20 protein-coding genes and 1 pseudogene are annotated in these 25,660 nt (G+C 71.7%); 16 read left to right on the top strand and 5 right to left on the bottom strand.

The annotated features are described in order from the left end of the window. Nucleotides 1–5 precede the first annotated feature (5 nt). Nucleotides 6–1,964 carry an acetate--CoA ligase gene (gene acs / locus AQI94_RS21240; protein ID WP_031044717.1) on the bottom strand — a complete coding sequence of 653 codons (1,959 nt, stop codon included), beginning with the start codon at nucleotides 1,962–1,964 and terminating at the stop codon, nucleotides 6–8. Between the two features lie 245 nt (nucleotides 1,965–2,209). On the opposite strand from acs, the gene AQI94_RS21235 reads away from it, so the two are divergent. Further along, the gene (locus AQI94_RS21235; RefSeq protein ID WP_031044719.1) at nucleotides 2,210–2,815 is read left to right on the top strand and encodes an RNA polymerase sigma factor; all 606 of its coding nucleotides are present in this window, start codon (nucleotides 2,210–2,212) and stop codon (nucleotides 2,813–2,815) included. Beyond that, on the top strand, nucleotides 2,812–3,384 hold the full coding sequence (locus AQI94_RS21230) for a hypothetical protein (RefSeq protein WP_031044725.1): 573 nt from the start codon (nucleotides 2,812–2,814) through the stop codon (nucleotides 3,382–3,384). Before AQI94_RS21235 ends, AQI94_RS21230 begins: the two co-directional genes overlap by 4 nt. Nucleotides 3,385–3,463: 79 nt before the next feature. Here the strand turns inward: AQI94_RS21230 and AQI94_RS21225 are convergent, their stop codons facing one another. Next, entirely contained in the window at nucleotides 3,464–5,875 is a 2,412-nt protein-coding gene (locus AQI94_RS21225; RefSeq protein ID WP_031044728.1) for a SulP family inorganic anion transporter, read from the bottom strand. A gap of 297 nt (nucleotides 5,876–6,172) precedes the next feature. Between AQI94_RS21225 and AQI94_RS21220 the strand changes: the two genes are divergently transcribed. Continuing rightward, complete coding sequence (locus AQI94_RS21220; RefSeq protein ID WP_031044730.1) at nucleotides 6,173–7,450, top strand: polysaccharide deacetylase family protein; 1,278 nt, start codon at nucleotides 6,173–6,175, stop codon at nucleotides 7,448–7,450. An 18-nt stretch (nucleotides 7,451–7,468) separates the two neighbouring features. Here AQI94_RS21220 and AQI94_RS21215 read toward each other — a convergent pair whose 3' ends face one another. Then, complete coding sequence (locus AQI94_RS21215; RefSeq protein WP_031044733.1) at nucleotides 7,469–8,449, bottom strand: ATP-binding protein; 981 nt, start codon at nucleotides 8,447–8,449, stop codon at nucleotides 7,469–7,471. Nucleotides 8,450–8,550: 101 nt separating this feature from the next. Between AQI94_RS21215 and AQI94_RS21210 the strand changes: the two genes are divergently transcribed. Beyond that, nucleotides 8,551–9,375 carry a Fic family protein gene (locus AQI94_RS21210; protein ID WP_031044735.1) on the top strand — a complete coding sequence of 275 codons (825 nt, stop codon included), beginning with the start codon at nucleotides 8,551–8,553 and terminating at the stop codon, nucleotides 9,373–9,375. A 336-nt stretch (nucleotides 9,376–9,711) separates the two neighbouring features. On the opposite strand, the gene AQI94_RS21205 is transcribed toward AQI94_RS21210, so the two are convergent. Further along, a complete protein-coding gene (locus tag AQI94_RS21205) occupies nucleotides 9,712–10,545 on the bottom strand; it encodes an HAD family hydrolase (RefSeq protein ID WP_031044737.1) in 834 nt (277 codons plus the stop codon). Between the two features lie 610 nt (nucleotides 10,546–11,155). Between AQI94_RS21205 and ssd the strand changes: the two genes are divergently transcribed. From ssd to AQI94_RS42940, 7 genes and pseudogenes are all read left to right on the top strand, one after another. Continuing rightward, nucleotides 11,156–12,268 carry a septum site-determining protein Ssd gene (ssd, locus tag AQI94_RS21200; protein WP_031044739.1) on the top strand — a complete coding sequence of 371 codons (1,113 nt, stop codon included), beginning with the start codon at nucleotides 11,156–11,158 and terminating at the stop codon, nucleotides 12,266–12,268. A gap of 188 nt (nucleotides 12,269–12,456) precedes the next feature. Next, nucleotides 12,457–13,626 carry a TadA family conjugal transfer-associated ATPase gene (locus AQI94_RS21195; protein WP_062229925.1) on the top strand — a complete coding sequence of 390 codons (1,170 nt, stop codon included), beginning with the start codon at nucleotides 12,457–12,459 and terminating at the stop codon, nucleotides 13,624–13,626. A 137-nt stretch (nucleotides 13,627–13,763) separates the two neighbouring features. Further along, nucleotides 13,764–14,693, top strand: a complete 930-nt coding sequence (locus tag AQI94_RS21190) for a type II secretion system F family protein (RefSeq protein ID WP_062229924.1) — start codon at nucleotides 13,764–13,766, stop codon at nucleotides 14,691–14,693. Next, on the top strand, nucleotides 14,690–15,478 hold the full coding sequence (locus AQI94_RS21185; RefSeq protein WP_062229878.1) for a type II secretion system F family protein: 789 nt from the start codon (nucleotides 14,690–14,692) through the stop codon (nucleotides 15,476–15,478). Before AQI94_RS21190 ends, AQI94_RS21185 begins: the two co-directional genes overlap by 4 nt. Nucleotides 15,479–15,599: 121 nt before the next feature. Next, nucleotides 15,600–15,821: a DUF4244 domain-containing protein gene (locus AQI94_RS21180; RefSeq protein ID WP_031046449.1), complete on the top strand. Its 222-nt coding sequence runs from the start codon at nucleotides 15,600–15,602 to the stop codon at nucleotides 15,819–15,821. Continuing rightward, entirely contained in the window at nucleotides 15,808–16,188 is a 381-nt protein-coding gene (locus AQI94_RS21175; RefSeq protein WP_031046453.1) for a TadE family type IV pilus minor pilin, read from the top strand. The genes AQI94_RS21180 and AQI94_RS21175 overlap by 14 nt, the downstream gene beginning before the upstream one ends. Before the next feature lie 323 nt (nucleotides 16,189–16,511). Further along, nucleotides 16,512–16,820: pseudogene (locus AQI94_RS42940) on the top strand (Rv3654c family TadE-like protein); the annotation flags it as partial. On the opposite strand, the gene AQI94_RS21170 reads toward AQI94_RS42940, so the two are convergent. Further along, a complete protein-coding gene (locus AQI94_RS21170) occupies nucleotides 16,768–19,404 on the bottom strand; it encodes a DEAD/DEAH box helicase (RefSeq protein WP_225890233.1) in 2,637 nt (878 codons plus the stop codon). The pseudogene AQI94_RS42940 and the gene AQI94_RS21170 overlap by 53 nt on opposite strands. Before the next feature lie 80 nt (nucleotides 19,405–19,484). On the opposite strand from AQI94_RS21170, the gene bldG reads away from it, so the two are divergent. From bldG to AQI94_RS21145, 5 genes are all read left to right on the top strand, one after another. After that, complete coding sequence (bldG, locus tag AQI94_RS21165) at nucleotides 19,485–19,826, top strand: anti-sigma factor antagonist BldG (RefSeq protein ID WP_006132569.1); 342 nt, start codon at nucleotides 19,485–19,487, stop codon at nucleotides 19,824–19,826. Between the two features lie 118 nt (nucleotides 19,827–19,944). Further along, nucleotides 19,945–20,382, top strand: a complete 438-nt coding sequence (locus AQI94_RS21160; protein WP_031046465.1) for an ATP-binding protein — start codon at nucleotides 19,945–19,947, stop codon at nucleotides 20,380–20,382. Nucleotides 20,383–20,671: 289 nt separating this feature from the next. Next, nucleotides 20,672–23,080: a sodium-translocating pyrophosphatase gene (locus AQI94_RS21155; RefSeq protein ID WP_031046468.1), complete on the top strand. Its 2,409-nt coding sequence runs from the start codon at nucleotides 20,672–20,674 to the stop codon at nucleotides 23,078–23,080. 214 nt (nucleotides 23,081–23,294) lie between these two features. Continuing rightward, the gene (locus tag AQI94_RS21150; RefSeq protein WP_031046471.1) at nucleotides 23,295–23,897 is read left to right on the top strand and encodes a hypothetical protein; all 603 of its coding nucleotides are present in this window, start codon (nucleotides 23,295–23,297) and stop codon (nucleotides 23,895–23,897) included. A 128-nt stretch (nucleotides 23,898–24,025) separates the two neighbouring features. Next, on the top strand, nucleotides 24,026–25,552 hold the full coding sequence (locus tag AQI94_RS21145) for a N5-glutamine methyltransferase family protein (RefSeq protein WP_031046474.1): 1,527 nt from the start codon (nucleotides 24,026–24,028) through the stop codon (nucleotides 25,550–25,552). Nucleotides 25,553–25,660 lie beyond the last annotated feature (108 nt).

Below are 25,660 nucleotides of genomic sequence, written 5' to 3'. Positions count from 1 at the left end.
GCCGGTCAGTCCTCGCTGGGCGCGGCCGGCAGCTTGGCCTGGATGAGGTCCATGACCGTGGAGTCCGTCAGCGTGGTCACGTCACCCAGCTGGCGGTTCTCGGCGACGTCCCGCAGCAGACGGCGCATGATCTTGCCGGAGCGGGTCTTGGGCAGCTCGGCCACCGGCAGGATCCGCTGCGGCTTGGCGATCGGGCCGAGGGTGGCGCCCACGTGGTTGCGCAGGTCGGCGACGAGGTTCTCGTCCTCGGCGTTCGCCGTGCCGCGCAGGATCACGAAGGCGACGATGGCCTGCCCGGTCGTCTCGTCCGCGGCACCGACGACGGCCGCCTCGGCGACCGAGGGGTGCGAGACGAGCGCGGATTCGACCTCGGTGGTGGAGATGTTGTGGCCGGAGACCAGCATGACGTCGTCGACGCGGCCCAGCAGCCAGATGTCGCCGTCGTCGTCCTTCTTCGCCCCGTCACCGGCGAAGTACCTGCCCTCGAAGCGCGACCAGTACGTGTCGAGGAAGCGCTGGTCGTCGCCCCAGATGGTGCGCAGCATCGACGGCCACGGCTCGGTGAGGACGAGGTAGCCGCCTCCGCCGTTCGGGACCTCGTTCGCCTCGTCGTCGACGACGGTGGCGGAGATGCCGGGCAGCGGCGTCTGCGCGGAACCGGGCTTGGTCGCGGTCACCCCCGGCAGCGGGGAGATCATCATCGCGCCGGTCTCGGTCTGCCACCAGGTGTCCACGATCGGCGTCCGGTCGGCGCCGATGTGCTTGCGGTACCAGATCCACGCCTCGGGGTTGATCGGCTCGCCCACCGAGCCCAGCACCCGCAGGCTGCTGAGATCGAACTTCGCGGGGATGTCGTCGCCCCACTTCATGAACGTACGAATGGCGGTGGGCGCCGTGTACAGGATCGTCACCCCGTACTTCTGGACGATCTCCCAGAAGCGGCCCTGGTGCGGGGTGTCCGGCGTGCCCTCGTACATGACCTGGGTGGCACCGTTGGCGAGCGGGCCGTAGACGATGTACGAGTGCCCGGTCACCCAGCCGACGTCGGCCGTGCACCAGTAGACATCGGTCTCCGGCTTGAGGTCGAAGACGGCGTGGTGGGTGTACGCGGCCTGGGTGAGGTAGCCGCCGGAGGTGTGCAGGATGCCCTTGGGCTTACCCGTCGTGCCGGACGTGTACAGGATGAACAGCGGCTGCTCGGCGTTGAACGCCTCGGGGGCGTGCTCGGCGGACTGCCGTTCGACGATCTCGTGCCACCACACGTCCCGGTCGTCGTTCCAGGCGACCTCCTGGCCGGTGCGGCGGACCACGAGCACGTGCTCCACATTGCCCGCCTTGTCGGCGGCCTCGTCGACGGCCGGCTTGAGCGCGGACGGCTTGCCGCGCCGGTAGCCGCCGTCGGAGGTGATGACGACCTTGGCGTCGGCGTCCTGGATGCGCGTGGCGAGGGCGTCCGCCGAGAATCCGCCGAAGACCACGGAGTGGGCCGCGCCGATCCGCGCGCACGCGAGCATCGCGACCGCAGTCTCGGGGATCATCGGCATGTAGACGGCGACCCGGTCGCCCTTGCGGACTCCCAGCTCCAGCAGGGCGTTCGCGGCCTTGGAGACCTCGTCCTTGAGCTCGGCGTAGGTGATCGCGCGGCTGTCGCCCGGCTCGCCCTCGAAGTGGATGGCGACCCGGTCGCCGTGCCCCGCCTCGACATGCCGGTCGACGCAGTTGTACGCCACGTTGAGCTCGCCGTCCTGGAACCACTTGGCGAACGGCGGGTTCGACCAGTCCAGGGTCTCGGTCGGCTCCTTGGCCCAGCTCAGTCGGCGGGCCTGCTCGGCCCAGAAACCGAGCCGGTCAGCCTTGGCCTGCTCATACGCCTCCGCCGTGACGTTGGCGCCTGCGGCCAGGTCGGCGGGGGGTGCGAACCTGCGCTCTTCCTTGAGCAGGTTGGCCAGGCTTTCGTTGCTCACGGCATCTGCCTTTCCCAGGTTGTCCGTTGTGTCCCAGGCCACAGCTCATCAGACCGGGGGTGCGATGACAAGGGTCGACCGAAAATTGGTTTAGACCTGTAGCGGTCGAGTCCGTCGGCCGTGGTCATCCGTACCCACGTACGCCGACCAGGCGGAGTTCAGCGCCTGTAACGCCTTTCACACTCCCGCCCAAGTACGGGTGAGGCGCCGCCGACCCACCGGCGCGCGATCGGAAGGGAGCCCGAGTGGACGGGATACGGGGTGGACCGCGGGCCGCGGCCCGCGACCCACAGCTCTTCGAAGAGTTCTACCGGCGCCATGTGGACGCCATGACGTCTTTCCTGGCCCGGCGTGTCGCGGATCCGCACACCGTCGCCGACCTGACGGCCGAGATCTTCCTGGCGGTCCTGGACTCCGCCCACACCTACCGCCCGTCCCGGGGCAGCGAGCGGGCATGGCTGTACGGCATCGCGCGCAACGTGGTCGCCGGGGAGCGCCGAAGGGTCGCCCGCGAGACCGACCGCGACCGGCGCATCTCGGGCCGGCGGCTGCTGGAGCCCGACGACATCGCCCGCCTGGAGGACAAGCTCGACGCGCAGAGCCCGGGCCGCCGCGCCCTGGCCGCACTGGACAGGCTCCCGGCGGGGGAGAGAGCCGTCCTGGAACTGGTCGCGGTCGACGAGTTGACGGTTTCCGAGGCGGCCACGGCGTTGGGGATCAGCCAGGTGGCGGCACGTGTACGGCTGCACAGGGCGCGCAGGTCACTGCGGGAGCAGGCGGAATCACCGGGCGGGGAGCCGTACGGCAGCTCCCTGTCGTACGTCACGGAAGGAAGCGGGGGAGCGGCATGACGACCAGGACGACGTTCGAGGACCGGCTGCTGGCGGAGCTGCAGGGGGAGATCGAGCAGCGGGAGTCCGCGCCGATGCCCGCCGTACGGCGCCCGCTGCTCACCGGCCGCCGGCTCGCGCTCGCCGCGGGGCTCTGCGCGGCGGCCGGGTTCGCGGTGGTGGCGGTGCCGGGGACGCCGGCGGAGTCCCCGGCGTATGCGCTGGAGCGCCATGACGACGGAACCGTCACGCTCACCGCCAACGAGCAGTACATCGACGTCGACGACCAGCGCGAGCTCGCACGGCAGCTGCGCCCGAACGGCATCGAGGTGGACGTGCAGATCCTGCGTTCCGGCTACATCTGCGAGGGGGACACCGTGATCTGGTCACACGACCGCGAGGGTCAACGCGTCCCGATCTTCACCTTCCACTGGGCTCGGAAGATCACCCTGCACCGCGGCAACGTGCTGGTCTTCGTGAACTTCAACGACGGGGCGGACCCGCACCGGGTCGACGTCTACCCGACCGAGGCCGACGTCGAGCCCTGTGTCCCGGTGAAGCCGACGCCGGACAGGTCCCGGAGTTCCTAGCGCCCGGCAGGTCCCGGACTTCCCGGCACCGGGCAGGTGGTGTGCGGCCCCGACGGGAGGGGCCGCACACCCGTGAGACTCACGCCGGCAGGTCCGCCGCCGCCTCCACATGGCCGAACAGCCCGTCCCCGTCCGCCTCGGTGAGCAGGTACGCCTGGGCCTCGCCCACGTGGAAGTACATCCCGTGCAGCTCCAGCTCCCCTGCTTGCAGGGCGCGGGCGACCGCGTCATGGGCGCTCAGATGCTCCAACTGCTGCACCACATTGGTCAGGCAGAGCTGCTCGACCGCGTCGGCGGGTGCCCGCCCGGCAAGCCTGGCCGAGGGCCCGCTGCCGTCGGCCATCCGCTCCAGGCTGGGCAGTCCGTGCCGCAGCCACCGCTTCAGCGGGGTCCGGGCGTCGCCCGGCTCGGAGTTGAGCAGCGCCTGCATGGCTCCGCAGCCGGAGTGCCCGCACACCGTGATGGAGCGCACCTTCAGCACGTCCACCGCGTACTCGATCGCGGCCGCCACCGAGTCGTCCCCGCTCTCCGCACCGGGCAGGGGAACGAGGTTGCCCACATTGCGCACCACGAACAGGTCGCCCGGACCACTGGAGGTGATCATCGAGGTGACCAGCCGTGAGTCGGCGCAGGTGAGGAAGAGCTGGTCCGGCTGCTGGCCCTCGCGCGCCAACCGGGCCAGCTCACCGCGCACGATCGGCGCGGTGTTGCGCTGGAACGCGCTGATGCCACGCGCCAGTTCCTGCCCGCTCGACTCGCGGGGCGCGCCCGGAGCCTGCGCGGCACAGGGCTCGCCGGACGCACCGGGCTGTCCGGCGGACTGGGCGGTGTACGGACGCTCGCACTGGTGGTTGCGCCAGGCCGTCCAGGGACGGCAGCGGCAGTGGGCGGAGTCGGACGGCTCGGCGATGCGCGTCCCCGGTCTGCGCCCGGTCAGCTCGACGGAACCGCCCTGCGCGGTGTGCGTCTTCTGCCAGTCCTGCAGCGCTTCGTACGCCGCGTGGTCCATGAACGAACCGTCCAGCTCCACCACGGCGGCCGCCCCCTGGGGGACGAGATGCAGGGCCCGGCTGAGCCGGGGGACCGCGAGGAACGTCAACTGCCCGCGTACGTGTACATGATGGACTCCTTCCCTCTCGCAGTGCGTGATCCGGGTGCGGGTGAGGCGGTGCAGGGAGACGGCGACGGCGACGGCGATCCCGAGTGTCACCCCCTCCAGGACCCCGAACACGACCACGCCGAGGGTGGTGACGGCGTAGACCAGGACCTCGCGGTGGCGGGTCACCGTGCGGATGTGGTGCAGGGACACCATCTGGACGCCGACGGCCATCACCAGCGCGGCGAGCGAGGCGAGCGGGATGAACTCGAGGACCGGGACCATCAGCAGCGCGGCGATCACCACGAGAACGCCGTGCAGCATCGTGGAGTTCCGGCTGACGGCACCCGCCTGGACGTTCGCCGAACTGCGCACGGCCACACCGGCGACGGGCAGTCCGCCCAGGGCGCCGGAGACGATGTTGGCGGCGCCCTGTCCGAGCAGCTCGCGGTCCAGGTCGGAGCGGCCGACCCGGGCACGGCCACCTGGAGCGGGGCTCGCGGCGATCAGGTCGGGGCGTCCCGCCGCCAGCTTGTCGACGGCCACCGCACCCAGCAGCGACTGCACGCTGCACACCAGCGTGGTGGTGAGCACGGCGGCGGTAAGCCCCAGCACGGGACCTTCGGGCAGTCCCGCCAGGGCATGGCTGCTCCAGGACGGCAGGTCGACCTTCGGCACGGCCAGCCCGGCGAGGGAGGCGACGGTGGTGGCTCCGGCGACGGCCACGAGCGGGGCCGGGATTTTGCGCAGGAGGTGGCCCGCCCGGCCCGGGACACGCGGCCACAGGAAGAGCAGCCCCAGGGTCAGCGCGCTCACCGAGACCGCGGCGGGCTGCAGACGTGCCAACTGGGCGGGCAGGGCGCGGAGGTTGTCGAGAACGGCGCTCTGCGGGGTACCGCCGAGAACGATGTGCAACTGGGCGACGGCGATGGTGACGCCGATGCCGGCCAGCATGCCGTGCACGATCGCGGGACTGACGGCGAGCGCGGTACGGGCCACCCGCAGGCAGCCGAGGCCGAGTTGGACCACTCCGGCGAGCACGGTGATGGCGCAGGTCGTCCGCCAGCCGTAGCGGTGGATCAGGTCGGCGGTGACCACGGTGAGTCCGGCGGCGGGACCGCTGACCTGGAGCGGGCAGCCGCCCAGCCGGCCGGCGACGATCCCTCCGACGGCGGCGGCCACGAGACCGGCCTGGAGGGGCGCGCCGGTGGCGAGGGCGATGCCCAGCGACAGGGGCAGGGCGATCAGGAAGACCGCGATCGAGGCCGACACGTCGGCGCCCGCGACACGGAAGCGGCGGGGCGGGGTCGGCGGGGGGCTGTGGGAAGGGTGGATGCGCCTCGCGTGGTGCGAGTCGCTGGGGTCGGTGGCTCGGGTGGGAACACAGGCTGACATATTTCCCGTCTCCTCCGGGGCAGCGCGGTCGCGGAACAGGTGGTCCCCCGTCGATGGCGGGGGTCGGGTCGCGGCCGTGGGTCACGGCGTGCAGCGGCGGGATGAATCAACGCTCGGTAAATGGATCGTAATGCAGAGTAAAGGGCAGGCATAGGCTTTCCGGGCAAATGGGTGAATGACCCACCTGAATAGGTGAAGTGGCAATTTCATCGGCTTGTCGTACTAATTCCTTCTCGGGCCCGTGCGAACTTGACGGCGCTGTCGTTGCCCCGAGAGAAGGAAGAAGGTGGGCGGAACATGGCCGCCACCCACAGGATTGCCGCGGGAGCCGTGGTCGCCGCGGTCTGCGCCGCCTCGCTCGCCGGTTGCGCGACCGGCACCGACGAGGCCGACGGAGGAGCCGCGGGACCGCTGAAGGCGAAGCCCGCCCAGGCACCCCCCAAGCGGGTGTTCCGCCTGATCGGCGACGGTTCCACCGCGTACACCGGAGCCCAGCCGCACCTGCCCGGAGCCCAGCGCCTCAAGCCCGGCGAGAAGCCCCCGCAGTTCGTGGTGTTCTCCTGGGACGGCGCCGGCGAGGACAGCCAGAAGCTGTTCTCCCACTTCCGTGCGGTCGCCAGGGCGAACCACGCGACGATGACGTACTTCCTGAGCGGCGTGTACATGCTGCCGGAGAACAAGCGCGCCGAGTACAAGCCGCCGCAGCACTCCCCGGGCCGCTCCGACATCGGCTTCAACGACGAGCAGGGCATCGCCGACACCGTCAAGCAGCTGCGCCTCGCGTGGCTGGAGGGAAACGAGATCGGCACCCACTTCAACGGTCACTTCTGTGGCAGCGGCGGCGGGGTCGGCCAGTGGTCGGTCGAGGAGTGGAAGGACGAGATCGCCCAGGCGAAGAAGTTCGTCAAGTCCTGGAAGACCAACACCGGGATGTCGAAGGCCTCCCCGCTGCCCTTCGACTACGACAAGGAGCTCATCGGCGCCCGCACCCCCTGCCTGGAGGGCCAGAAGAACTTCATGACGGCCGCCCGCGAGCTGGGCTTCCGCTATGACACCAGCGGGGTCAACGAGCAGCTCTGGCCGAAGAAGAAGCAGGGTCTGTGGGACCTGTCGATGCAGCTCGTGCCCTTTCCCGGGCACTCCTACGAGCAGCTCACCATGGACTACAACTTCATGGTCAACCAGTCCGGCACCCAGACCCAGGGCGACCCCGCCAAGCGCGAGTTCTGGGGCGACCAGATGCGCGAGGGCCTCCTCAAGGGCTTCCACCGGGCCTACGACGGCAACCGCGCGCCTCTGATCATCGGCAACCACTTCGAGTCCTGGAACGGCGGCACCTACATGCGTGCCGTCGAGGAGACCGTCGAGCAGGTGTGCAACAAGCCCGACGTGCGCTGCGTCTCCTTCCGGCAGCTCGCCGACTGGCTGGACGCGCAGGACCCGAACACCCTGGAGAAGCTGCGTGCCCTGGGCGTCGGCGAGGCGCCGAAGCAGGGCTGGCCGGCCTTCCTGTCCGGCCGGCCGGCCCCGGCGCCGAAGGGTGTCCCGGGGGCGCCGGCGGCCAAGAAGCAGTAGGCGCCTCGGCGGCCGTCCTCAGACGGCCGCCACCGCGCTCTCGCCGAGCACGAACGCGGGGTCGATCTGCGCCGCCAGGTCGGCCCCGGTGCGCTCGTTGCCCCAGGCCTGGGCGTTCTTCAGATGGAAGTGCACCATCTGCCGGGTGTAGCGCTGACCGTCGCGAAGGTCGTACGTCGCGTCGGTCGCGGTGCGCAGCCGCTGCAGGGCGCGCCGGTTGACGTCCTCCAGGAGCGCGAACCGGGGCGGCCGGCCCTTCTCCAGGGCCCGCACCCAGTCGGAGTGCCCGACCGTCACCAGCAGGTCGTCCCCGACTTCGGCGCGGAGGAAGTCGAGGTCGTCCTGGCCCTGCACCTTGTTGCCGACGACTTTCAGGACGACGCCGAAGTCGCGGGCGTACTCCTTGTACTGGCGATAGACGGAGACCCCCTTCCGGGTCGGCTCGGCGACGAGGAACGTGATGTCGAAGCGGGTGAACATGCCGGAGGCGAAGGAGTCGGAGCCCGCCGTCATGTCCACCACGACATACTCGCCGGGGCCGTCCACCAGGTGGTTCAGGCACAGCTCCACCGCTCCGGTCTTGGAGTGGTAGCAGGCGACCCCCAGGTCGGCGTCCGTGAAGGGGCCGGTGACCATCAAACGGACCACGTCGCCGTCGAGTTCCACCGGCCGGGCGCAGGCGTCGTAGACCGGGTTGTCCTCGCGCACCCGCAGCAGCCGCGAGCCCTCGCCGGGCGGAGTCGTCTTGATCATCTCCGCGGCCGAGGCGATCCGCGGGTTGGTGCCGCGCAGGTACTCCTTGATCAGCGGCAGCCGCTCGCCCAGGGCGGGCAGCGCGGCCGCCTCCGCCTCGTCCAGGCCGAGCGCCGGCCCCAGGTGCTGGTTGATGTCGGCGTCGACGGCGACGACCGGTGCTCCGGTGGCCGCGAGATGGCGGATGAACAGGGAGGACAGGGTGGTCTTGCCGCTGCCGCCCTTCCCGACGAAAGCAATTTTCATGTTCACGAAGCGTAGTCGGGTGATAGCTGTATGTGGCAGGCGGGCGTGAAGAAGACCACTCCATCGAGGGGCGGGCGGCCGGGTTGCGTAGGGTCGTACTCATGAGTACGACAGGCGCGAACGCCGATCCGCTCGCGGCCCTGGGCTCGCTGCCCGGTGTGGCCGAGTCCGTGGAGTCCGTGCGCAAGTCCGTGGACCGGGTCTACGGACACCGTGTCATGCGGCGCCGCAGCAACGAGATCACGTCCGAGGCGGCCCTGCGCGGCGCCCGCGGTTCGGCCGCGCTGTCCGGCGCGGACTGGGCCCTCGAAGAGGTGCGTCGACGCTCCGACTTCGGCGTCGACGACGAGGCGCGGGTCGTGGGCGCGGCGCTCAGGCTGACCGCTGAGGCCGGTCAACTGCTGTCCATCTGGCGGCAGTCACCCCTGCGGGTGCTGGCCCGGCTGCATCTGGTCGCCGCGGCGACCGGCGAGGACGAGGTCGGGCGTCCCCGGCAGGCCGGCGAGAGCGTCGACGAGCCGCTCATCGAGCTGCCGCTGCCGACCGCGGCCGAGGTCTCGGGCCGGCTGGAGGGCCTGTCCGAGCTGATCATCGCGGGCAGCTCGGCCCCCGCCCTGGTCACGGCAGCCGTCGTACAGGGCGAGCTGCTCGCTCTCAGGCCCTTCGTCTCGCACAACGGGCTGGTCGCGCGCGCGGCCGCGCGGATCGTCCTGGTCGGCAGCGGACTCGACCCGAAGTCGGTCTGCCCGGCGGAGGTCGGTCACGCCGAACTGGGCCGCGCGGCCTACCTGGCGGCGCTCGACGGATACGTCTCCGGCACCCCCGAGGGCATGGGCGCCTGGATCACCCACTGCGGCAGCGCGATCGAGCTGGGCGCGCGCGAGTCGACGGCGGTGTGCGAGGCGCTTCAGCGCGGGGCGGCGTAGAAACCCCTGGAACAGGGTTGCGGCGGTACGAGAACTCGTACCGCCGCTGGCATGTTCACCCAGTTACCAAGCGTCCTCGATGTATTGCCCATCAGGTCGGGAACTTTGCCCGTCACCTGGTGCGGCTGGCCCGTAATCGACGGGTCGACGTCGCGTGGGTGCCGGGTGTTCATGCTCGGTCCGTGGGGCCAAATGCGTTTTTAAGGTGATCCTCTCGGATGTCCTTGGTCTCGCGGGCCGTTAACCCCTTTGTACTCCTGGACCGCAGCAAGCGGAACCCCTGGCCGCCGTTCTTTACTTTTATCCGCAAATAGGCGCCAAGTAGCCTTAATCGCCTCAGGCCACGGTCGAGCGCCGCCGGTTCGCGTACCAGACGAGGCCGGCCGTCGCCGCTGCCGCTCCTATCGCGGCGACCGCGACGAGCGCCGGACGGGGCGGTACGGCGAATCCGGGCAGCCGCTGCTTGAGCCGCACCGGGCGGTGGAAATCGAGGATCGGCCACCCGCGCGCGAGGGCCTCGCGGCGCAGGGCGCGGTCCGGGTTGACCGCGTGCGGATGGCCCACGGCCTGGAGCATCGGCAGGTCGGTCACCGAGTCGCTGTACGCGTGGCAGCGCTCCAGGTCGTAGCCCTCGGACTCCGCCAGCTCCTTGATGGCCTCCGCCTTCGTCGGGCCGTACGCGTAGTACTCCACCTCGCCGGTGAAGCAGCCGTCCTCGCCCACGACCATCCGGGTCGCCACCACCCGGTCGGCGCCCAGGAGTTCGCCGATCGGCTCGACCACCTCGGCGCCGGACGTGGAGACGATGACGACGTCCCGGCCGGCGGTGTGGTGCTCCTCGATGAGGGAGGCGGCCTCGTCATAGATGATCGGGTCGATCAGCTCGTGGAGGGTCTCGGCCACGATCTCCTTGACCTGCTGGACGTTCCAGCCGCGCACGAGCGCGGAGAGGTACTCGCGGGTGCGCTCCATCTGGTCGTGGTCCATACCGCCGACGAGGAAGACGAACTGGGCATATGCGGTCCGCAAGGCGGCCCTGCGGTTGATCAGCCCGCCTTGGTAGAACGACTTGCTGAACGTGAGCGTGCTCGACTTCGCAATGACCGTCTTGTCCAGGTCAAAGAAGGCGGCTGTGCGGGGCAAGGAGTGGTTTTCCACGACCCCGAGCATAGGCGCAGCCCATTCGGCGTAAGGTGAGGCGCGTGGGTTTGCCTGAGAGGGCTCTCGGGTACACCATGGAAGTCACGGATCGTTCGCGACCGTGCTAACGCGGTCCGGCTCCTCCCCCCCCCGAGTCGGCCGTGAAGGCGACCCCCACTCTCCCCCCCGGTGGGGGTCGTCGCATGTCCGGGTGGGTTTTTCCCTTTCGTGCGCAGTTCTGCGACCGCTTCGAGGCGGCTTCGGCCGCCCTTTCTGCATGCTCATGATTGGTCACTGTGCGTAGCCGTCGGGCTGCTCTGCGGAAGTCGTACACAGCTGGCACGGGCTCACCGGTATGGGTGATGGCGATATTCACAACCGTCGAGTTGTCCACAGTTATCGACCAAGATCCACACGATTTCCGGGATCGCTGCACCGTGATTCCCGCACGCCCCGCTCCGGTCGACTTCATGGCCGGTTCTGGTTAGTCGGGCGTGTTTGGCCGGTTCGTATCGGCCGTTCATATGGAGGCCGGTCGCCGGTTCTCCACATGTTTGGGAATCGCGGGGCCGAAGGGGCCGCGTGAGAGAGGCGCCGCGCGGGCCCTCCATGAGGCTCCCGCGGGGCGCGGCGAAGGGGGATGGGGACCGTGACCGCTGCCGTCACACACGAGGGACAGCCCGCTGCCGCAGGGCGGCCGGGCCGGCCGTTGATCGTCACGGAGGACGAGGACCTGCTCGACGACCTGCTGCGGTTGTGCGCGGCGGCCGGGGCGACGGCCGAGGTCCATCACGGGGTGCCGCAGCCCAGAGGCAGCTGGGAGGCCGCCCCGCTCGTCCTGGTCGGCGACGATGCCGCACGGCGGGTGCGCGGGGCCGCCCGCAGGCGCGGAGTGGTGCTCGTGGGCCGGGACCAGGACGACTCCGGGGTGTGGAAGCGGGCCGTCGAGATCGGCGCCGACCACGTCCTGATGCTGCCCGACGGCGAGCAGTGGCTGGTCGACCGGATCGCCGACGTCACCGAGGGCGTCGGCCGCCCGGCCCTCACCGTCGGCGTCATCGGCGGCCGCGGCGGGGCCGGAGCCTCCACGCTCGCGTGTGCCCTCGCCGTCACCTCCGCGCGTGAGGGGTTGCGCACGCTCCTCGTGGACGCCGATCCGCTGGGCGGCGGACTCGACGTACTCCTCGGCGGCGAGAGCACCGAGGGGCTGCGCTGGCCCGCGTTCGCCGCCTCGCGCGGGCGGGTCGGCGGCGGCGCCCTGGAGGAGTCGCTGCCACGGCTGCACTCGCTGCGGGTCCTGAGCTGGGACCGCGGCGACCGCATCGCCGTCCCGCCGCAGGCCGTACGGGCGGTCCTCGCCGCGGCCCGGCGCCGGGGCGGCACCGTCGTCGTCGACCTGCCCCGCCGCCTCGACGACGGCGTCGCCGAGGTCCTCGCCCAGCTGGACCTCGGGATCCTCGTGGTCCCCGCCGAACTGCGCGCCGTCGCGGCGGCCGGTCGGGTCGCCTCGGCGGTCGGCATGGTCCTGCGCGACCTGCGGGTGGCGGTCCGCGGCCCGTACACACCCGGCCTCGACGACCGCGAGGTGGCCCGTCTGCTGGGCCTGCCCCTGGTGGGCGAGGTCCCGGTCGAGTCGGCGCTGCAGCGGCCCCAGGGGAGCGGATCACCGCCGGGGGCGGCCGCGCGGGGGCCGCTGGCGCGGTTCTGCAAGGAGTTCTGGGAGCGCGCCTTGGCGGAGACGGGGGCGGCATGAGCGTGTTCTCAGGCTTCGAACGGGTGGACGGCGCGGGGAGCGCTGCTGCCGAGGCGTGGCGGACGGGTGGTCCGGCGGCGGATCCCGTCGGGCGACGGCGGTCGGACGGGGCACCGGTCGTCCCCGCCGGGCGGCTGCGGCCGATCCCGGCCGACGTGCCCCCGGCGACCTCGGCGGCCGGCGCCGACATGGCCCCCGGGCTGCTGGCCGGCGTACGGCAGTGGCTGGCCGAGAGCGGGGCCGAACCGACGCCCGCGCGGGTGGCCCAGGCGCTCCGGGAACAGGGGCGGGTCCTCGGGGACGCCGAGGTGCTGGGCGCGGCCGAGCGGTTGCGGTCCGAACTGGTCGGCAGCGGGCCCCTGGAGCCGCTGCTCGCCGACCCGACGGTGACGGACGTCCTGGTGTCGGCGCCGGACCGGGTCTGGGTGGACCGGGGCGGCGGACTCGAACTGACCGCGGTCTCCTTCCCGGACGCGGCCGCCGTACGACGCCTCGCGCAGCGCCTCGCCGCGGTGGCGGGGCGGCGCCTGGACGACGCGCGGCCCTGGGCCGACGCCCGGCTGCCGGACGGAACGCGGCTGCACGCGGTGCTTCCTCCGGTCGCCGTCGGGTGTGCCTGTCTGTCCCTGCGGGTCGTCCGGCCGCGGGCGTTCACGCTGGACGAACTGGTCGCGGCCGGCACGGTCCCGCCGGGCGGGGACCAGGTGCTGCGGGCGCTGCTCGACGCGCGGCTGTCCTTCCTCATCAGCGGCGGGACGGGCACCGGAAAGACGACGCTGCTGAGCGCGCTGCTGGGGCTTGTGGGGCCGGGCGAGCGGATCGTGCTCGCGGAGGACTCGGCGGAACTCAGGCCGGACCATCCGCACGTGGTCCGGCTGGAGACGAGACCGGCCAACCAGGAGGGCGCCGGGCTCGTCACGCTTGAGGACCTGGTGCGACAGGCACTGCGCATGCGGCCGGACCGGCTCGTCGTGGGCGAGGTGCGCGGGCCCGAAGTGGTGCATCTGCTGGCCGCCTTGAACACGGGCCATGAGGGCGGCTGCGGGACTGTGCACGCCAACGCGGCGGCCGACGTACCGGCCCGTCTGGAGGCGCTGGGCACGGCCGCCGGTCTTGACCGGGCCGCGCTGCACAGCCAGTTGGCTGCCGCGCTGTCGGTCGTGCTGCATCTCGTGCGCGACCGGACCGGGCGACGACGGATCGCCGAGGTGCGGGTGCTGGAGCGGGATTCCACCGGACTGGTGAGGACGGTGCCGGCGCTGCGGTGGGGAGCGGAGGCGTTCGCGTACGAGCGGGGGTGGGAGCGGCTGCGGGGGTTGCTCGGGGACGCGCTGCGGGGGCCGGGGGAGGGCGGATGACCGGGCGGCTGCGGTGCGGGGCAACGGGACGGCGACGAGCGGGTGCGAGGGACAGCGACGGGACCGCGACGAGCGGGCTCGGACGGTGATGAGGACGTGGTGATCGGGATGGCCGGTGAGAGGACGTGGTGATCGGGATGGGGGAGATGTCGGTGGGGTCGACGGGAGTGGCCGTGGGATGCCTCGGGATGTCCGTGTGGCTGTGGGGCGGGCGCCGTTCCGGGGTGCGCCGGGCGCAGGTGCTGCTGGCCGGCGGCGGGGCGGCGGGACTGGGTCCTCCGCCGTGGCGCCGGCTGGAGGGGGAACTGCGGCGGCTTCGCGGGCGGCTGGGGTTCGAGTGGTGGGCGGCGGCCGCCGGGCTGGCGCTCGCCGTCCTGGGGGCCTCGGTGCTGCCGGTCGTCGCGGGGGCGGCCGGGGTGCCGTTGTTGCGGCGGGTGCGGCTGGTCCGCGAGGAGCGCCGGGTGCGTGAGCGGCGTGCGGCCGCGGTGATCGCGCTGTGCGCGGTGGTCGCCGGGGAGGTGCGCGCGGGGCGGCAGCCGGGGGAGGCGCTGGTGCGGGCTGTGCGGGACTTCGAGGGGCCGGGAACCGGTGGAGCCGGCTCGCGTGGGCCTGGACCTGGGGCACCGGAGTCCGGTGGGTTCGGGGAGACGCAGGCCGCTGTGCTGGCGGCGGCCCGGTTCGGCGGGGATGTTCCTGGGGCGCTCGCGGCGGCCGCCCGCCGGCCCGGGGCCGAGGGACTGCTGGGGCTTGCCGCATGCTGGCGGGTTGCCGTGGACCAGGGCGCGGGGCTCGCGGCAGGGCTCGACCGGCTCGAAGGGGCGTTGCGCGCCGAGCGGGACCAACGGGCCGATCTGCGCGCCCAGTTGGCGGGAGCGCGGTCCACGGTGTGGATGCTCGCCGCGTTGCCGGTGCTGGGGCTGGGCCTCGGGGCCGCCCTCGGCGCCGATCCCCTGCACGTCCTTCTGCACACCGGGAGCGGGCTGGGCTGTCTGCTGGTCGGTGGCCTGCTGGAGGGCGTCGGGATGTGGTGGGCGACGCGGATCGTCCGGGGAGCCGAGGCGGCATGAGCGCGGAGGTTGTCCACAGGCTGGGGGTGTTTTTGGGGACCGCGCTGGTGCTCGCCTGGCTCGCCCGCTGGGCCGTGGCGGTGCGACGGGAACGCAGGCTGCTGCGCCGGCTAGGCGAGCTGCTGGCCGCATCGGAGGCCAGAGCCGAGGGCCCGCGGTTCGAGGGGCGGGAGTTCGCACGGCGGTGGCTGCCCCTGCTCGGCGTCGGGTGTGCTGGCTGGGTGCTGGTCGGGGGAGCGGCCGGCGCCGCGGTCGGACTGGTCGTCGCGGCGGGTTTGTGGCGGTGGCGGCTGCGCCGGACAGCCGGCGCTGGTGCGGAGGAGGCCGACCCGCGTGAGGCAGCCCGGCAACTGCCACTCGCCGCCGACCTGCTGGCCGCCTGTATCGCGGCGGGCGCCGGGCCTGTGATCGCGGCCCAGGCCGTGGGCGAGGCCCTGGGCGGGCCCGTGGGCGAGGGTCTCGCGCGCGGGGCGGCGGAGGTACGGCTCGGCGGCGAACCGGGCGAGGCCTGGCGAAGGCTCGCCTCGACACCGGGCGCCGGGGCACTGGCCCGGCTGCTGGAACGCGCCGACGTGACCGGACTGCCCGCGGCCGGCCCGGTCGCCGCACTCGCGGCGGACGCCCGCGCCGACTGGGGGCGCGCCGCGACGGCACGGGCTCGGAAGGCCGCCGTGCTGGTCACCGCGCCGGTGGGGCTGTGTTTTCTGCCCGCGTTCATCGCCGTCGGCGTGCTGCCGATCGTGATCGGGCTCGCGGGAGGAGTGCTGGGAGGGGGTGGGCGATGACGGCCGACGGTCGGTGAGTCGGCGTTCGAGCGGCGGAAGAGCAGTCGGGCGAGCGGTCGGACGAGCAGTCGGAAGAGTAGTCAGACGGTAATCAACGGGACTGATCCTTACGGGGGTTGAGATGTACAAGGTGGTACGGGCGCGGATGCGTGCCCTGATGTGCAGGACGGTGTGCCGGGTGCGGTCGATGCGCGGGGACGACGGAATGGTCACCTCCGAGTACGCGATGGGGATCGTCGCGGCGGTCGCGTTCGCGGTGGTGCTCTACAAGGTGGTGACGAGCGGGGCCGTCAGCGCGGAACTCCAGGACATCGTGAAACGGGCGCTCGATGCGAAGGCGTGAACGGGCGGCGGACCAGGGGTTCGTGACGGCGGAGTCGGCCATGGTGCTGCCCGTGCTGGTGATGTTCGCGACGGCACTGGTGTGGGGGCTGCTCGTGGTGGCCGCCCAGATCCAGTGCGTGGACGCGGCCAGGACGGGCGCCCGCGCGGCGGCCCGCGAGGACCCCACCGAGGCGGTCGTCCAGGCGGCTCGGGACACGGCACCACGCGACGCACAGGTGACGGTCGCCCGGGAGGGCGACCGGGTCCGTGTCGTGGTCGTGGCGAAGCCGCCCGCGCTGCACGGCCTGCCCTTCGAGGTGCGGGAGGAGGCCGTGGCGCTGGTGGAGGCGACGGTGGGGGAAGCGACGGTGGGGGAGGCGGGATGAGCGGCGGAGCTGCGGAGCACGAGGTCGAGCTCAGGGCCGCGGGGTTCTTGGTCGCTCGGTCCGGCGGTGAGCGGTTCGCCTGCGCCCGTGTGGGCGCCGGGCAGTCGGAGAAAGCCATCGAGCGCGCCGGGCGGCTCGCGAAAGCCTGGCTGTGCGCCAGGCCGCTCGTCCAAGACGGCCTCGACCGTGCCCGGTTCTCCGCCGTCGGCTTCGTCAGCGCCCCGGTGGCCGGTGTCCGCCGCGCTGTCGCCCGGTGGGTCGGCGCTCAGGTCGCCGCAGCCCGTTGCGACCGGGGTTCCGCCACCGTCTGGAGCGTCGGTGCCATCGCGGTGCTGTGCGTGGTGTTCGGGGCCGTGCTGGCCCTGGGGCAGGCCGTGGTCGTACGGCATCGGGCGGCCGGTGGCGCGGATCTGGCGGCGCTCGCGGCGGCGGACCACTGGGCCGACGGGGCGGCGACGGCCTGCGCCCGGGCGGAGGAGGTGGCGGGGGGCCAGGGCGCGCGGCTCGTGCGGTGCGTGATGGTCGGCGAGATCTCCGATGTGACGGCCGCTTCCGGACGGGGGCCGTTCACCGCGGAGGTCAGGGCGCGGGCGGGGCCTGCGGGGCCGGTTCCGTCGGAGGCTCCGCTCCCGCCGGTCCTCGACGGCTCTGCTCCGATGCCTTCCGGTGCCTGGGATGCAGGGCTCCACGGAGCCCCTCCTCCAGCGAGTCCGGTGATTCCAGCGAATCCGGCGATTCCGGTGCATCCGGCCCCTCGGGAGGCCCGTCCTCCGGCGCCCCCCGCAGCAGCACCGTGAGGAGCCGCACCGCCCCCCTCTTGTGCAGCGGGTCGTTGCCGTTGCCGCACTTGGGGGACTGGATGCAGGACGGACAGCCGGCGTCGCACTCGCAGGAGGCGATGGCCTGACGGGTGGCGGTGAGCCAGGCGCGGGCGGTGTGGAAGGCGCGCTCCGCGAAGCCCGCGCCGCCCGGGTGGCCGTCGTAGACGAAGACCGTGGGGAGCAGCGTGTCGGGGTGCAGGGGGATCGACACGCCGCCGATGTCCCAGCGGTCGCAGGTCGCGAAGAGGGGCAGCAGGCCGATCGAGGCGTGTTCGGCGGCGTGCAGGGCGCCGCCGAGGATCTCCGGGTTGATCCGGGCCTCGTCGAGCTGGTCCTCGGTGACCGTCCACCACACCGCGCGGGTGCGGAGCGTACGAGGAGGGAGGTCGAGTTTCGTCTCACCCAGTACTTCACCGGTGATGAGGCGTCTGCGGAGGAAGGAGACGACCTGGTTGGTGACCTCGACGGAGCCGTAGCACAGGCGTCCGTCGCCCCAGGGGATCTCGGTGTCCGTCTCCAGGACGGAGATCGCCGTCGTGTCGCGGGCGACCGTCGAGTAGGACGGGTTCGCCTCCTCGACCAGGGCGACCGAGTCCTCCAGGTCCAGGGAGCGGACGAGATAGGTGCGGCCCTGGTGGAGGTGGACCGCGCCCTCGTGGACGGCGGTGTGCGCGGAGCCCGCGTCGACCGTGCCGAGGAGGCGGCCGGTGCCCGACTCGACGATCTGGATGGGCCGGCCGCCCTCCCCGCGGATGTCGGTGAGGTCGGCGGCCCGCTCCCGGCGGGTCCAGTGCCAGGCCTTGGTGCGGCGGCGCAGGAGCTTCGCGGACTCCAACTGCCCCAGCAGGTTCTCGGTCTCCGGCCCGAACAACTCCATGTCCTCGTCCGTCAAGGGCAGTTCCGCCGCGGCCGCGCACAGGTGCGGGGCGAGGACGTAGGGGTTGTCGGGGTCGAGGACGGTGGACTCCACCGGCTGGTCGAACAGGGCCTCGGGATGGTGGACGAGGAAGGTGTCCAGAGGGTCGTCGCGGGCCACCAGGACCGCCAGGGCGCCCTGGCCCGCCCGTCCGGCCCGTCCGGCCTGCTGCCACAGGGACGCGCGCGTGCCGGGGTAGCCGGAGATCAGCACAGCGTCCAGCCCGGAGACGTCGATGCCGAGCTCCAGGGCCGTGGTGGCGGCCAGTCCCAGCAACTCTCCCGAGTGCAGGGCCTGTTCCAGGGCGCGGCGCTCCTCCGGGAGATAGCCGCCGCGGTACGCCGCCACACGGCGGGCCAGGGAGCGGTCGACCTCGGCCAGCCGCTCCTGGGCGATCACGGAGATCAGCTCGGCGCCGCGCCGGGAGCGCACGAAGGCGACCGAGCGCACGCCCTGCACGGCGAGGTCGGTGAGGAGGTCGGCCGTCTCCGCCGTGGCCGTGCGGCGGACCGGGGCGCCCTTCTCGCCCTGCATCTCGGTGAGCGGGGGCTCCCAGAGGGCAAACACCAGTTCGCCGCGCGGTGAGGCGTCGTCGGCGACCTCGACCACGGGGAGGCCGGTGAGGCGGCGGGCGGCGACCGACGGCTCGGCGGCGGTCGCGGAGGCCAGCAGGAAGACGGGGGAGGCGCCGTAACGGGCGCAGAGGCGGCGCAGGCGGCGCAGGACCTGGGCCACGTGGGAGCCGAAGACGCCCCGGTAGGTGTGGCACTCGTCGATGACGACGTACTTGAGCGCCTTCAGGAAGGAGGACCAGCGGGAGTGGGACGGGAGTATCCCGCGGTGCAGCATGTCCGGGTTGGTCAGCACGTAGTTGGCGTACTGGCGGATCCACTCGCGTTCCTCGAACGGCGTGTCGCCGTCGTAGACCGCGGGGCGTACGGAATTGGCCAGCGGTTGTGAAAGTTCCTTCACCGAGCGGCACTGGTCCGCCGCCAGGGCTTTCGTGGGGGACAGGTAGAGCGTGGTGGCGCCGCGGCCGTTCGGGGCCTCGGAGCCGTCCAGAAGGGTGGAAAGGACCGGCACGAGGTACGCCAGGGACTTGCCGGAGGCGGTGCCGGTGGCGACGACGACCGACTCGCCGTCCAGGGCGTGTTCGGCCGCGCGTGCCTGGTGGGCCCAGGGGTGCTCGATCCCGCAGGCCTGGACGGCCGCGATGACCTCCGAGCGGATCCGGTGGGGCCAGACGGCATGGCGACCCGCACGTGGGGGCAAGTGCTCCGTATGAGTGATGCGTGCAGCCCGGCTCGGCCCGGCGGCGAGTCGGTCCAGGACCGTGCTCGGCGTAGGGCGGGGACCGGTGTCCGTCGAGGGTCGATCGGATCGGAGATTCTTGGCCATCGGCACCGAGTGTGTCACTGGCGTGACGGACAATGGGACCAAGGCGTCGTGCACGCCTGCCGGTAAGTGATTGAATGCCATCGCGGCTGGCGAACCGTCCCGGGGGCTCTGCCGAGGTGTCCCGAGGGGCGACCGCTCGATAGCAAGGTGCTGGAGGATCCGTGGACCTGTCCCTGTCGACCGAGACCGTCGGCGATCGCACGATCGTCAGGGTCGGTGGCGAAATCGACGTATATACCGCGCCCAAGCTGCGCGAGCAGCTGGTCGAGCTGGTGAATGACGGCAGTTTCCACCTTGTCGTCGACATGGAGGGCGTGGACTTCCTCGACTCCACCGGGCTCGGCGTACTGGTCGGCGGACTGAAGCGGGTGCGCGCCCATGAGGGCTCGCTGCGCCTGGTCTGCAACCAGGAGCGCATTCTCAAGATCTTCCGTATCACCGGCCTCACCAAGGTGTTCCCCATCCACACCTCGGTCGAGGAAGCGGTGGCGGCGACCGACTGATCCGTTCCCGGGCCCGTGCCCGGAGCGGCAGAAGGACGTCGACAGAAGCAAGAGAGGGGGGCCGGGCTTTCGGCGGCCCGGTCCCCTGACAGCACGCCCGTTGTTCCGAGGGGGACGCATGGCCACCGTTGAACTCCGTTTCAGCGCGCTGCCCGAGCACGTCAGGACCGCCCGACTGGTGGCGGCAGCGGTGGCGCGCAGGGCCGGAGTGGACGAGGCCGTCCTCGACGAGGTCAGGCTCGCCGTAGGCGAGGCCTGCACCCGTGCCGTCGGACTGCACCAGAGCGGCGGCATCACCGCGCCGGTCCAGGTGCTGCTGATCGAGGAGGAGAAGCAGTTCTCCATCGAGGTCGGCGACGAGGCACCGCGTTCGACCCCGGGCGACCGGGCGTCGGGCGCACCGGGCGAGGAGCCCGACGCCGAGACCGAGGAGGACGAGATGGGCCTCGCGGTCATCAGCGGCCTTGTCGACGACGTCGAGGTCACCGCAGGGGAGCATGGCGGACAGATCCGTATGACCTGGCCGACCACGCCGCCGGCCGCGGTGCTTCCCTGACTTTCTCCCCGGTTCGTATCAGATTTCTGTTCGACATGCGGAAGGGCCCCACCACACCGGTGGGGCCCTTCCGCATGTCGGCGTGGGCTTTCTGTGCCTACAGTGGTCAGGTGCGATGCGTATCGTGAATTGGTTCACGATCTAGATATCAATCATGAATGCCTTCGGGGCATTACTGCTTTCAGGTTCTGTAAAGGCGAATTCCGTTTACCGCGCCCTGTTTTGATCAGGACGGGGTACCTACAATCCGTCCACATCTTGAGCTCAGCCCAAGCGTCAAGGAGGACGAATGGCGGGGCTTTCTACCCCTGATCAGTTGGACCAGCCCACAACAACCCTCGCGGCCGCGGTGCTCACCGACGACAACCGGGTGCTGGTCGCCGTCATCGCGGTCGTCGCCCTGGCGGCACTCGTGGTGGCAGGCGTCCTGGTGCGCCAGGTGCTCGCGGCCGGCGAGGGCACCGACAGCATGAAAAAGATCGCCAAGGCCATCCAGGAAGGCGCGAACGCCTATCTGGCACGCCAGCTGCGCACGCTCGGCGTATTCGCCGTCGTCGTGTTCTTCCTGCTCATGCTGCTGCCCGCGGACGACTGGAATCAGCGCGCAGGCCGATCCGTGTTCTTCTTGATCGGCGCGGCGTTCTCGGCGGCCACCGGCTATATCGGCATGTGGCTCGCCGTGCGCAGCAATGTGCGGGTGGCCGCGGCGGCAAGGGAAGCCACTCCGGCGGAAGGCGAGCCGGAAAAGGATCTCACGGCCGTCTCGCACAAGGCCATGAAGATCGCTTTCCGTACGGGCGGCGTGGTCGGCATGTTCACGGTGGGGCTCGGTCTGCTGGGCGCCTCCTGTGTGGTGCTGGTGTACGCGGCCGACGCGCCGAAGGTCCTGGAGGGTTTCGGTCTCGGCGCGGCGCTCATCGCGATGTTCATGAGGGTCGGCGGCGGCATCTTCACCAAGGCCGCCGACGTCGGCGCCGACCTGGTCGGCAAGGTCGAGCAGGGCATCCCGGAAGACGACCCGCGCAATGCCGCGACCATCGCCGACAACGTGGGCGACAACGTCGGCGACTGCGCGGGCATGGCGGCCGACCTCTTCGAGTCGTACGCCGTGACCCTCGTCGCCGCGCTGATCCTCGGCAAGGCGGCCTTCGGCGACGCCGGACTCGCCTTCCCGCTGCTCGTCCCGGCGATCGGCGTGCTCACCGCGATGGTCGGCATCTTCGCGGTGGCCCCGCGACGCTCCGACCGCAGCGGCATGACCGCGATCAACCGTGGGTTCTTCATCTCCGCGGTGATCTCGCTCGTGCTGGTGGCGGTGGCCGTCTTCGTCTACCTCCCGGGCACGTACGCCGACCTCGACGGTGTCACCGACACGGCGATCAGCGGCAGGGACGGCGACCCGCGGATCCTCGCGCTCGTCGCGGTGGCGATCGGCATCCTGCTCGCCGCCGTCATCCAGCAGCTGACCGGCTACTTCACCGAGACGACCCGCCGCCCGGTCCAGGACATCGGCAAGAGCTCGCTCACGGGGCCCGCCACCGTCGTCCTCGCCGGTATCTCGATCGGTCTCGAGTCGGCCGTCTACACCGCCCTGCTGATCGGTCTCGGCGTCTACGGGGCGTTCCTGCTCGGCGGCACCTCGATCATGCTGGCGCTGTTCGCGGTGGCGCTGGCCGGCACCGGCCTGCTCACCACGGTCGGCGTGATCGTCGCCATGGACACCTTCGGGCCGGTCTCCGACAACGCGCAGGGCATCGCCGAGATGTCCGGCGACGTCGAGGGCGCGGGCGCGCAGGTGCTCACCAACCTGGACGCCGTCGGCAACACCACCAAGGCCATCACCAAGGGCATCGCCATCGCCACCGCGGTCCTCGCGGCGTCGGCGCTCTTCGGGTCGTACCGCGACGCGATCACGACCGGCGCGCAGGACGTCGGCGAGAAGCTCAGCGGGGCGGGCGCGCCGATGAGCCTGATGATGGACATCTCGCAGCCCAACAACCTCGTCGGCCTGATCGCCGGCGCGGCGGTCGTCTTCCTCTTCTCGGGGCTGGCGATCAACGCGGTGTCGAGGTCGGCGGGCTCCGTGGTCTACGAGGTGCGCCGGCAGTTCCGCGAGCATCCCGGGATCATGGACTACAGCGAGGAGCCCGAGTACGGCAAGGTCGTCGACATCTGCACCAAGGACGCCCTGCGGGAACTCACCACGCCCGGACTGCTCGCCGTGATGGCGCCCATCTTCATCGGGTTCACCCTCGGGGTCGGCGCCCTCGGCGCGTTCCTCGCGGGCGCGATCGGGGCGGGCACGCTCATGGCGGTCTTCCTGGCCAACTCGGGCGGTGCCTGGGACAACGCCAAGAAGCTCGTCGAGGACGGACACCACGGGGGCAAGGGCAGCGAGGCCCATGCCGCGACCGTGATCGGCGACACCGTCGGCGACCCGTTCAAGGACACCGCGGGTCCCGCGATCAACCCGCTGCTGAAGGTGATGAACCTGGTGGCGCTGCTGATCGCACCTGCGGTGATCAAGTTCAGCTACGGCGACGACAAGAGCATCGGGGTACGGATCTTCATCGCCGTCCTCGCGTTCCTCGTGATCGCCGGCGCGGTCTACGTCTCGAAGCGGCGGGGCATCGCCGTGGGTGACGAAGACAACGAGAAGAACGTGGCCAAGTCGGCGGACCCCGCGGTGGTTTCGTAGGTCCCGGCACGAGGCCCAGCTCAAGGGGCGGGCGTGCGGCGCGTGTTCATGCGCCGCACGCCCGCCCCGTGCGTGCGCGCCGCTCGGCCGTGAGGCTTCTCTCGCCCGGGGCAAAAAGCCATAAAGGGTCTTATGGCTGACATTCGGTTCGCGAGGGAGGTGCGGGTCCTGTGTAAGGTCCGGGGGCTGAGAGGCCACGGAAGGGACCGATCCGGTGAACAAGAAGCTCGCGGCCGCACTGTCCGGCGGTGCGGTACTGGTACTGGCACTGACGGGATGCGGTGGCAGCGAGGACAACAAGGAACTCGACGCCTGGGCCAAGAAGGTCTGTGACCTGGTGCCGGCCCAGAACAAGAAGATCACGGCGGCCTACGACGCCATCACCAAGGCGGCCGAGGACACGGAGAGCACCCCGGCGGAGCTCCAGAAGGCCGACTCCCAGGCCTTCCAGGACCTGTCCGACGGCTACAAGGCGCGCGCCACGGTCATCCAGAACGCCGGGGCGCCCCCCGGTGCCGAGGACGGGGCGAAGAAGCTCCAGGAGGCCGTGAAGCAGCTCACGACCCTCTCGGCGTCCTATGCCGACATGAAGACGCAGGTGGACGGGCTCAACACCAAGGACCAGGCGAAGTTCGCGACCGGTCTCAAGGACGTCTCGGCCGAGATGCAGAAGGTCGAGACGCAGCGCCAGACCGCCCTCGCGGCGCTCAAGGACCTGGAGTCGGGCGACACCAAGAAGGCATTGTCCGAGCAGTCGGGCTGCAAGCAGGCGTCCACGTCCCCGGGAGCCGCGTCCGCGCCGGCGACGGACAGCTGAACGGCTGACGCCGACGGCGGTTGAGCGAGTGCCCTTGGGGCGCTTCGGTGGCCGAGCCGAGCCAACAGTCCGTTGGCGAGTCGCTCGGTGAGGCGTGCGGTGGGGCGGGCGCGGGCCACAATGGGGGCGTGAGTACCTCGAGTCTGCCCACGCTGCCCGCCGCCCCCGCTCCCGGCCGTCCCGATGTCACCGCCCGGCTCCGGGACGCCCTGCTCGGGGCCGCCTTCACCGCCGACGGATTGCTGGAGCTGCTCGGCGCCCCCGCGTACGCGGCCCTCGCGCGCAGCGAGACCGTGCCCGCGCTCCGGGCGACCCGCGGGGACACCCCGCTGGCGGTGCTCGTACGCCTGTTCCTCCTTCAGCAGCCGGTGCTCCACGCGCGCGTGGCGGACGTTCTGCCCGTCGACGCGTGTCTGGAGAGCGGCTGGCTGGTGCGCTCCGGCACGGACGAGGTCGCCGCGACGGTGGACGTACGGCCGTACGGCGGCCCCGGTGGCGAGGACTGGTTCATCGTCTCGGACCTGGGCTGTGCCGTCGGCGGCGCCGGTGGCATCGGCAGCCGGGACGAGGGAGTCGTCCTCGGCGTCGGCGGTGCCTCCACGACCCTCGCCGGCATCACCGTGCGCACGCCCGTCGGCTCCGCGCTCGACCTCGGCACCGGTTCCGGCATCCAGGCCCTGCACGCCGCCCAGCACGCCACGCGCGTGACGGCGACCGACCTCAACCCGCGCGCGCTGCACATCACCGCGCTCACGCTGGCCCTGTCCGGCGCCCCGGCGGCCGACCTGCGGGAGGGGTCGCTGTTCGAGCCCGTCAAGCAGGGCGAGACCTACGACCTCATCGTGTCCAACCCGCCCTTCGTGATCTCGCCAGGGGCGCGACTGACGTACCGCGACGGCGGGATGGGCGGGGACGATCTGTGCCGCTCGGTCGTTCAGGGGGCGGGAGAGCTGCTGAACGAGGGCGGGTTCGCGCAGTTCCTCGCCAACTGGCAGCACGTCGCGGGGGAGGACTGGCAGGACAGGCTCAGGTCGTGGGTGCCGCGCGGGTGCGACGCGTGGATCGTGCAGCGCGAGGTCCAGGACGTCACGCAGTACGCCGAGCTGTGGCTCAGGGACGCCGGTGACCATCGCGGCGACCCGGCCGAGTACCAGGCGCTCTACGACGCCTGGCTGGACGAGTTCGAGGCGCGCAAGGTGCGGGCCGTCGGCTTCGGCTGGATCACCCTGCGCAGGACGGGCTCCACCGTGCCCTCGGTCACCGTGGAGGAGTGGCCGCACCCGGTCGAGCAGCCGCTGGGCGACACCGTCCGGGCGCACTTCGACCGCCTCGACTACCTGCGCGCCCACGACGACGCGGCCCTGCTGGAGGCCCGCTTCACCCTCGTGCCCGAGATCGTGCAGGAGCAGGTCGGACTGCCCGGCGCGGAGGACCCCGAGCACGTGGTGCTGCGCCAGCACCGCGGGATGCGCCGGGCCACCAAGGTGGACACCGTCGGCGCGGGCTTCGCCGGCGTGTGCGACGGCTCGCTGAGCGCGGGCCGCATCCTGGACGCGATCGCCCAGCTCATGGACGAGGACCCGGTCATGCTGCGCGACCGTACGCCCGCGCAGATCCGGCTGCTGGTGGAGCAGGGGTTCCTGGAACCCGCCTGACCCACCGCTGCCGGGGCCGGCGTCTCCGCCCTCCTCAGGGCGCGCCGCGGTCACGGCATCCGCCGCGGCTGAGGCGGGCTCGCGCTCCTGAGCCCCTGTACCTGCTCC

The organism is Streptomyces pseudovenezuelae, from assembly GCF_001513955.1.
Lineage (GTDB): Bacteria > Actinomycetota > Actinomycetes > Streptomycetales > Streptomycetaceae > Streptomyces > Streptomyces pseudovenezuelae.
The sequence above is the reverse complement of the archived record's forward strand: the minus strand, read 5'-3'. Positions and strand labels throughout refer to the sequence as shown.

Excerpts from the sequence above, each read along its gene's own strand:
- AQI94_RS21230 (WP_031044725.1), top strand. The coding sequence starts at position 2,812 with ATGACGACCAGGACGACGTTCGAGGACCGGCTGCTGGCGGAGCTGCAG.
- AQI94_RS21225 (WP_031044728.1), bottom strand. The coding sequence starts at position 5,875 with ATGTCAGCCTGTGTTCCCACCCGAGCCACCGACCCCAGCGACTCGCAC.
- AQI94_RS21220 (WP_031044730.1), top strand. The coding sequence starts at position 6,173 with ATGGCCGCCACCCACAGGATTGCCGCGGGAGCCGTGGTCGCCGCGGTC.
- AQI94_RS21215 (WP_031044733.1), bottom strand. The coding sequence starts at position 8,449 with ATGAAAATTGCTTTCGTCGGGAAGGGCGGCAGCGGCAAGACCACCCTG.
- AQI94_RS21210 (WP_031044735.1), top strand. The coding sequence starts at position 8,551 with ATGAGTACGACAGGCGCGAACGCCGATCCGCTCGCGGCCCTGGGCTCG.
- AQI94_RS21205 (WP_031044737.1), bottom strand. The coding sequence starts at position 10,545 with ATGCTCGGGGTCGTGGAAAACCACTCCTTGCCCCGCACAGCCGCCTTC.
- ssd (WP_031044739.1), top strand. The coding sequence starts at position 11,156 with ATGGGGACCGTGACCGCTGCCGTCACACACGAGGGACAGCCCGCTGCC.
- AQI94_RS21195 (WP_062229925.1), top strand. The coding sequence starts at position 12,457 with ATGGCCCCCGGGCTGCTGGCCGGCGTACGGCAGTGGCTGGCCGAGAGC.
- AQI94_RS21190 (WP_062229924.1), top strand. The coding sequence starts at position 13,764 with ATGGGGGAGATGTCGGTGGGGTCGACGGGAGTGGCCGTGGGATGCCTC.
- AQI94_RS21185 (WP_062229878.1), top strand. The coding sequence starts at position 14,690 with ATGAGCGCGGAGGTTGTCCACAGGCTGGGGGTGTTTTTGGGGACCGCG.
- AQI94_RS21180 (WP_031046449.1), top strand. The coding sequence starts at position 15,600 with ATGTACAAGGTGGTACGGGCGCGGATGCGTGCCCTGATGTGCAGGACG.
- AQI94_RS21175 (WP_031046453.1), top strand. The coding sequence starts at position 15,808 with ATGCGAAGGCGTGAACGGGCGGCGGACCAGGGGTTCGTGACGGCGGAG.
- AQI94_RS21170 (WP_225890233.1), bottom strand. The coding sequence starts at position 19,404 with ATGGCATTCAATCACTTACCGGCAGGCGTGCACGACGCCTTGGTCCCA.
- AQI94_RS21160 (WP_031046465.1), top strand. The coding sequence starts at position 19,945 with ATGGCCACCGTTGAACTCCGTTTCAGCGCGCTGCCCGAGCACGTCAGG.
- AQI94_RS21155 (WP_031046468.1), top strand. The coding sequence starts at position 20,672 with ATGGCGGGGCTTTCTACCCCTGATCAGTTGGACCAGCCCACAACAACC.